General features: G+C 67.2%; 9 protein-coding genes. All 9 read right to left on the bottom strand.

Annotation, left to right across the window (positions count from 1 at the left end):
- Positions 1-48: 48 nt before the first annotated feature.
- From L1088_RS12275 to L1088_RS12235, 9 genes are read right to left on the bottom strand one after another with little or no spacing between them, the layout of a single operon-like run.
- Positions 49-747 carry a glucodextranase DOMON-like domain-containing protein gene (locus tag L1088_RS12275; protein ID WP_038041037.1) on the bottom strand — a complete coding sequence of 233 codons (699 nt, stop codon included), beginning with the start codon at positions 745-747 and terminating at the stop codon, positions 49-51.
- 8 nt (positions 748-755) lie between these two features.
- Positions 756-2,009: a gluconeogenesis factor YvcK family protein gene (locus tag L1088_RS12270; protein WP_438948072.1), complete on the bottom strand. Its 1,254-nt coding sequence runs from the start codon at positions 2,007-2,009 to the stop codon at positions 756-758.
- A complete protein-coding gene (gene rapZ, locus L1088_RS12265; RefSeq protein ID WP_234555328.1) occupies positions 1,990-2,811 on the bottom strand; it encodes an RNase adapter RapZ in 822 nt (273 codons plus the stop codon). The genes L1088_RS12270 and rapZ overlap by 20 nt, the downstream gene beginning before the upstream one ends.
- Before the next feature lie 8 nt (positions 2,812-2,819).
- Positions 2,820-3,644, bottom strand: a complete 825-nt coding sequence (locus L1088_RS12260; RefSeq protein ID WP_234555327.1) for a CPBP family intramembrane glutamic endopeptidase — start codon at positions 3,642-3,644, stop codon at positions 2,820-2,822.
- Positions 3,641-4,156 carry a hypothetical protein gene (locus tag L1088_RS12255; RefSeq protein WP_135259229.1) on the bottom strand — a complete coding sequence of 172 codons (516 nt, stop codon included), beginning with the start codon at positions 4,154-4,156 and terminating at the stop codon, positions 3,641-3,643. The genes L1088_RS12260 and L1088_RS12255 overlap by 4 nt, the downstream gene beginning before the upstream one ends.
- Entirely contained in the window at positions 4,122-4,307 is a 186-nt protein-coding gene (locus tag L1088_RS12250) for a type II toxin-antitoxin system antitoxin (RefSeq protein ID WP_135259228.1), read from the bottom strand. The genes L1088_RS12255 and L1088_RS12250 overlap by 35 nt, the downstream gene beginning before the upstream one ends.
- Before the next feature lie 10 nt (positions 4,308-4,317).
- Positions 4,318-5,181, bottom strand: a complete 864-nt coding sequence (locus tag L1088_RS12245; RefSeq protein WP_234555326.1) for an SPFH domain-containing protein — start codon at positions 5,179-5,181, stop codon at positions 4,318-4,320.
- A gap of 10 nt (positions 5,182-5,191) precedes the next feature.
- A complete protein-coding gene (locus L1088_RS12240) occupies positions 5,192-6,370 on the bottom strand; it encodes an ABC transporter permease (protein ID WP_135259227.1) in 1,179 nt (392 codons plus the stop codon).
- The gene (locus L1088_RS12235) at positions 6,367-7,086 is read right to left on the bottom strand and encodes an ATP-binding cassette domain-containing protein (RefSeq protein WP_135259226.1); all 720 of its coding nucleotides are present in this window, start codon (positions 7,084-7,086) and stop codon (positions 6,367-6,369) included. The genes L1088_RS12240 and L1088_RS12235 overlap by 4 nt, the downstream gene beginning before the upstream one ends.
- Positions 7,087-7,199 lie beyond the last annotated feature (113 nt).

The raw sequence follows: 7,199 nt of genomic DNA, 5'->3' as shown, positions 1-7,199 counted from the left end.
CCACGACGGGGTACTTAGGATGGGGGCTTCGGGAAGAAGCGCGGGCCTTCAGCGCTTGCGCAGGAGGAAAGCAAGCAGCAGGGAAACCCCACCCAGGCCAAAGGCCAAGAGGCTTTCCCGCCGCAGGGTGAGGCCGGGTTTCCTCAGGGGCCGCAAAACCCCTTCCTGGTAGGCCCGAACCTGGTCCAGGGGGTCTGCCGCCAGCAGGTCCACCAAGGGAGGGCTTCCCGGAGGGGCTCCTAGGGTCCAGGGGCCCCCTTCCACGCTTGTAGGCCGCAGGTACCAGGGGGCGAAGGGGTCGAAGAGCCCCACCCCAGCGTAGTAGCCGTAGGGCCCTGGGGGCAGGCCGGTGTCCAGGAGCACCCACTCCCCCTCCCGCCAGGCCCGCACGGGCTCCCGCGCCCCTTCCGGGGTTCTCTTCTCCGCCCCGAAGCCCGTGAGGACGTAGGCCACCTCCCAGCCCTGGCCCTTAGGGGTGTGGAGGCCAGGAAGGAGCTCTTCCTCGCCTTCCTCTTCAGTATCCACCCAGAGGACCACCGTGGCCAGGCTGAAGCCCAGGGGCCCCCCCAGGGGGTTGGGGTAGCGGGCCAGCCGCACCTTCAAGACCAGGCGGCCTTCCCGTTCCTCCCCCGCCAGGGCCAGGAGGTCGGCGTAGCCTTCCCCCGCCTCCCGGTAAAGGGCCGCCTGGGGGTAGAGGTAGGCGAGGCCCTTATCATCGCCCAGGGGGTCTTGGAAGAGGAAGAGCACGCCCACCTTTATACCAGGCTGAGGAGGGCCCGCACCACCTTGGCGGGGTCGTGCTGGGCCAAAGGGCCCTCCTCCCGGAAGTCCCCGGCCATCACCCGCACCCCGTCCACGGCGAAGGGCCTGGGGTCAAAAGGGACGGGGAAACGCCCTTCGGCCGCATACCGCTTTTGGACCTCCTCCGGGATGGGGGCGGTGTGCACCAGGACCACCTCGGGCCTCCTGCCAAGATGGTAGGCGATAGCCTTATAGTGGTCGTAAGCGGTGTAGCCGTCGGTTTCCCCCGGCTCGGTCATGAGGTTGACCACGTAGACCAGGGGTGCCTTGGCCTTGGCCAGGGCCTCCAGGAGGGGCTTGGGGAGGAAGCTGGGGATGACGCTGGTGTAGAGGCTTCCCGGGCCCAAAACCAGGAGGTCCGCCTGACGGATGGCCTTAAGGGCTTCCTCCATGACCCGCTCGGGTTCGGGTTCCAGGAAGACCTCCTGGATCCGCCCCCTTTTTTCCCGGATGGCCACCTCGCCCACCACCTCTGAGCCATCGCGGAAGCGGGCCTTAAGCCGCACGGCCTCGGGGGTGGCGGGAAAGACCTGGCCCCTAAGCTGCAGGATAGCGTTGGCCTCGAGGATGGCCTGGGCGAAGTCCTTGGCCTCCTGGTTCAGGGTCAAGAGGAAGAGGTTGCCGAAGGTGTGGCCCTTAAACTCCCCCTCCTGGAAGCGGTGGTGCAGGAGCTTGGGAAGGGCAGGGTGGTCGGAAAGCGCCGCCAGGCAGTCCACCAGATCCCCCACCGCCGGCAGGCCAAAGGCAGCCCTAAGCCGGCCCGTGGAGCCCCCGTCATCGGTTACGGCCACGATGGCGGTGGAGTTGGCGGTGTGCTCCTTGAGGCCCCGAAGCACCCGGGAAAGCCCGGTCCCGCCGCCAAAGGCCACCACCTTGGGCCCCTGCTCCAGCCGCCTGCGCACGTAGACCCTTTCCGGCACCGCCTCGGGCTCGGTGAAGGCGGAGAGCATGCTCCGGTTCATGCTCCTTATCCCTCCCACCAGGAGGGCGAGGCCCAAGAGGACGAAGCCCAAGGCCCAGGGTTCCGGGGGTGGGGGAGGGAGGAAGCGGGCGAGGCCGTAAGCCATAAGAAGAACCCCAAGGCCCGCCAAGGCGGCGTAGCGCTTGACCCGCATCCCCGGGTAAAGCCAGCGGAGCGGGGGAAAGCGCCGGGCAAGGCCTTTGGCTGCCAGGTAAAACCCCAGGGGCTTACTCCTCCTTGTCCACATCCCGGTGGCTCACCTCCACCCGGAAGCGGCCCGCGAGTTCCTCGGCGAGCCTTTCCGCCACGGCCACGCTCCGGTGTCTTCCCCCGGTGCACCCGATGGCGGCGGTGTAGAAAGCCCTTCCCTCCCTTTGCGCCCCTTCTGCCGCCAGCCCCACCACGCTCAACAGGGCCCGGTAGTAGGGCTCCACCTCCTCCCGGAAGACGTAGGCCTTCACCTCTGGGTCCAGCCCGGTCCTGGGCTTGAGGGCGGGGTCGTAGTGGGGGTTGGGCAGGGGGCGCACGTCCAGGACCAGATCGGCCTCCTGGGGCGGGCCCCACTTGAAGCCGAAGGAGAGGAGGCGCAGGGTGAAGCCCGTATCCTCCCCCAAAAAGCGGGTGAGGGCCTCCTTGAGGGCCCTGGGGGAAAGCTCGGAGGTATCCAGGACCAGGTGGGCCCTGGCCCGCAAGGTGCCCAGGGCCCTTTTTTCCTCCCCGATTTCTCGCAGGAGGTTGCCTGCCCCCAGAGGGTGGAGACGGCGGGTCAGGTTGTAGCGGCGGAGGAGGACCTCGGGGCGGGCCTCGAGGTAGACCACCGTGGGCCTCAGTTCGTCCAGAGCCCTTTCCAAATCCCCGAAGAAGGCCAGGGCCCGGGCGTCCAGCACCACCCCCGCCCGCTTCACGCCCCGGCCTTCCAGCTCCTGCAAGAGGGGCTTCCAGAGGCCTGGGGGAAGGTTGTCCACCATGAAGTAGCCCAGGTCCTCCAGGAAGCCCTTGGCCGTGGTCTTGCCCGCCCCGGAAAGCCCGGAAAGCACCAAAAAGCGCATCCCCTTGACTATACCCGCCTCCGGAGCCAGAGGTTGAAAAGGGCCAGGAGGAAAAGCCCAGGAAGCCCCACCACCCCGATGAGGAGGTCGTGGGTGCGCTCCACCAAAAGGAGGGAGAGGCCCGCCACCGCGTTCAGGGTGCCGTGGAGGAGGGCTGCGGCCAGCAGCGAGCCCCCCTTCTCCCGCACGTAGAGGAGGGCGGGGGTGAGGAGGAGGGCGAAGAGGACCATCATGGGCACCCCCAAGAGGGGCTCATGGGGGTAGTTGTGGCCGGAGAGGACCAAAGGAGCGTGCCAAAGCCCCCAGTAAAAGCCGATCTCCAGGCTGGCGGGCCAGAAGCCCCGGTCCCGAAGCCTTTCCCATAGGTACCCCCGCCACATGAGCTCTTCCCCTAAGGCGGCCACCAGGTTCACCGTGGCCCCCGCCAGGAGGCCCGTGAGGAGGAGGATGAGGGGTATGAGGCGGAAAAAGCCCTGCGGGAGCAGGGCGAGGTCCTCCGGGGGAATCCCTCCGTAAAGGGCGGCGAAGCCCCGCCAGGGGGCGAAGGGCAGGCTCAAGGGGAGGGAGAGCAGGGTGAGGGCCACGGGGAAGAGCCAGGCAAAGAGCCAGAAGCGGTTGGGCCGCAAAGCCAGGGGAAGGCGCACCCCTTCCTTACGGGCGAAGTAGAGGGCCACCAGGCCGGGGATCCACATGTAGAGGAAGCCGAAGGCCGTGAGGAGGAGGGCGGTTTCGGGGTTCGCCTCTTCCGGGGCAGGGTTCCAGCGCCCGCCCAGGAGGTAAAAGAGCAGGTAAACCCCCCACGAAAGGCCGAAGGTCCAGTAAAGGGCTTTCATCGTTCCTCCTTCCAGGAGAGGAGGGGACTGGGGTCCTCCGGGTTTAGGAGGAGGCCCTTTCCCTCCTTCAGCACTAGGAGCACCCCCTCCCCCCGCCTAGCCCCCACGAAGGCCTCCACGGGAAGGCCCTCGAGGCGAAGCCGCCGGTGGTGATAGCCGGGCATGGAGGTCTCCCCCTTGTAGCGAAAGCTCCACCAAGGGAGGGCATAGGCCAGGAGCCGCACCTCCTTCACCTGCGAACGGTGGACCGAGCGGTGGCCGAAGGGCAGGTGGAAGGTGAGCACGGGGCCCCGCAGCTCGTAGAAGAACCTTTGGGGAAGGCCGGCCAGCCAGTAGAGCAGGACGCCCACCACGGGAAGCTCCAGCAGGAGGAAGCCGAGAAGGAGGGGGAGGCTTTCCGGTTTCTCCTGGGCAAGGACTGCGCTGGCCCCAAGGGTGGCCAGGAGGAAGAGGGCGAATAGCCCCAGGAAAAACCGCTTAGGGTTCCCGTCCCTCCTCGGAAGAAGCCGCATCCTTCCACCTCCCCGCCCGCTTGGCCGCCTCCTTCAGGAGGTACTCCATTTGGGCGTTCACGCTCCTCAGCTCGTCCTGGGCCCATTTCTCCAGGACCCGGTAGAGCCTTGGGTCCAGCCGCAAGAGAAAGCGCTTTTTCTCCTCTTTCACCCCATTGCCCCTAGGCGTAGAGCGTGCCCACGTTCACCACCGGCTGGGCCTGGGCCTCGGAGACCAGGGCCACCATGAGGTTGTTCACCATGGCCGCCCGGCGCTCCTCGTCCAGGGCCACCCCGCTGGCCTCGAGGCCCGCCAACGCCTCCTTAACCATCCCCACCGCCGCCTCCACGATCAGCCTCCGGGCCGCCACCACCGCCAGGGCCTGCTGGCGGCGGAGCATGGCCTGGGCCACCTCGGGGGCGTAGGCCAGATGGGTGATCCGGGCCTCCAGCACCTCCACCCCCGCCACCTTGAGCCGCGCCTCCACCTCGGCCTTCAGCTCCTCGGCGATCTCCTCGGGGTTGCCCCTCAAAGACCTGCCCTCGGCGTCGTACGGGTAGCGGCTCGCCAGGGCCCTTATGGCTGCCTCCGACTGGATGGCCACGAAGCTCTGGTAGCTTTCCACCTGGAAGAGGGCCTTGGCGGTGTCCACCACCCGCCAGACCACCACCGCGGCGATCTCGATGGGGTTGCCCTGGGCGTCATTGACCTTGAGCTTCTCCGAGGTGAAGTTGTGGACCCTTAAGGACACCCGCTTCCTCTGGGCCAGAGGGTTGGCGAAGTGGAAGCCCTCCTCCCGAACGCTTCCCACGTACCGCCCCAAGAAGGTAAGGGCCACGGCCTCGTTGGGCTGCACGGTGAAAAGCCCCGCCCCCAGAAGCCATGAGGCCAGGAGGGCAAGGAGGAGGTGCCAGAGGTAGAAAAGCTCCCGCTCCCGCAGGAGGCCGTACCCCGCCCACCCCATCCAGAAAAAGGCCAGCAGTAAGGCCATCAGGGCCAAAAAACCGCTTGTCCGCCACGCCGTAAACTCCTTGATCTCGCGCATCTTTTCCTCCCTAGTTGCGGAAAACCACTTCTTCCCGGGCGAAGACCCGCACGGCATAGAGGAGCGCCAGCCCGGCGTACACCAGGGTGGAGCCCCAGGTGAGGCCTGCCTGCAGGGGGGTGGCGCTCCCCTTTAGAAGGGCGTCCATGAGGAGGGCCACGTTGAAGAGGGGCACCAGGTGGTGCCAGGCCTCCAGCTCAAAGAAGCCCCGGAACTGCAGGAAAAGGAGGGGCAACAGGGCTAGAAGCTGGAGGGGAGTCATGTAGCTCTGGGCTTCCTTGAAGCTTCGGGCGTAAAGCCCCAGGCCCACCATCACCGCTCCCATGAAGAGGGCCAGGAGGAAAGCGCTGAGGAAGAGGGCGAGGAAGCTCCCCCCGTCCAAGGCGATCCGGCCCCCCAGCTCCAGGGTCTGGCCGCTTTCCGTGAGGAGGCCCCCACCGAAGCGGGCGGCCAGGGCCCCGCCCAGGGCGAGCCCCAAAAGCCCCGACACCCCGGAGAGGAGGGCCATGGCCACGGTGGCCAGGGTCTTGCCCAGGGCCAGATGCAGGAGGGGCACCGGGGCCATGAGGAGGGCCTCGAGGGTGCCCTTCTCCTTCTCCCCCGCGGTGGCGTCCACCGCCACCACCTGCCCGCCGGAGAGGACGAATACCACCAGGAAGAAGGGGAGGAGGAAGCCCAAAACCCCTCCCGCTTTTTCCCGCTCGGGGGAGGCGTCCACCACCTCCACCTGGAAGGGGGTGAGGACCTCGTAGGGGATGCCCCTGCTGGCCAAGGCTCCGGCCACCTTGGCCTCCTTGAGGCTTTGCAGGGCGCTCTGCACCTTGTCTACCGCCACCTGCCCCTCCGTGAGTCCTCCCGAGAGGCGTCCGTATACCCGGTAGACCCCGCCCGCAAACCGCACCCCCACCGGGTATTCCCCGGCCCGCACCGCCCTTTCTGGGTCGGGGTGGGGCTTGGGCAGGAGGTTGGCCGCCCGCAGGGCGGCAAGGGCCTCTTCCGGAAGCCCAAAGACCGCCACCTCCTGCCGCTTTTCCTGGGCCCCTTGCAGGAGCCTATCCAGGACCAGGCTCGGCCCAAACATGAAGACGGGCATCAAGAAGACCGGCAGGACCAGGGTGGAGAGGACCAGCTTGCGGTCGCGGAAGACCTGCACCAGCTCCTTCCAGAAAACCCGGTAGATGCCCTTCACGCCGCCTCCTTCACCATCTGCACAAAGGCCCGTTCCAGGCTGCCTCCCCCCAGGGCTAAGGCCTCTTCCTTGCTACCCTCGTAGACCAGCCTGCCCCCGTGCAGGAACCCCACCCGGTCCGCCACCTCCTCGGCCTCGCTCATCACGTGGGTGGAGTAGACGAGGGCGTGGCCCAGATCCCGGTAGGCCTTCACGAAGTCCAAAAGGGCCCGGCGGGCGAAGACGTCCAGCCCCGCGGTGGCCTCGTCCAGAAGGAGGACGGGCGGGCGGTGGAGGATGGCCCGGGCGATGACCACCTTCTGGCGCATGCCCGTGGACATCTCCATGACCTTCCGGTCCAGGGTTTCCTCCATCTGCAGAAGCTCCGTCACCCAGCTCAGGGCCTCCCGGAAGGATTTTCCCTCCAGGCCGTAGAAGCTTGCGAAGAAGGCCAGGACCTCCCGCCCCGTGAGGCGGTCGTAGACCCGCATGCCCCCGTTCACCAGGCCCAGGCGGCGGCGCACCTCGAGGGGCTCCCGCACCACGTCAAACCCCACCACCTTGGCGCTTCCCCCCGTGGGCCGGACCAGGGTGGAGAGGATGCGCAAGGTGGTGGTCTTGCCCGCCCCGTTGGGACCCAAAAGGGCGTACACCTCCCCGGGGGCCACCTGGAAGGAGAGGCCCGCCACCGCCAGGCGCTTGCCGTAGGCCTTGGAAAGCTCGGCGACTTCAATCATATATCTGAATGATATCACAACTTAGGGCTAGGTCAAGGCCCATAATGCTGAGCTCCCCCTTTGAGTTCAGACAAAATGGGGCTGTATGAGGAGCTTGCCGTTTGGACCGGAGG

Origin of the sequence: Thermus caliditerrae (genome assembly GCF_021462525.1) — a bacterium.
Classification (GTDB): domain Bacteria; phylum Deinococcota; class Deinococci; order Deinococcales; family Thermaceae; genus Thermus; species Thermus caliditerrae.
The sequence above is the reverse complement of the archived record's forward strand: the minus strand, read 5'-3'. Positions and strand labels throughout refer to the sequence as shown.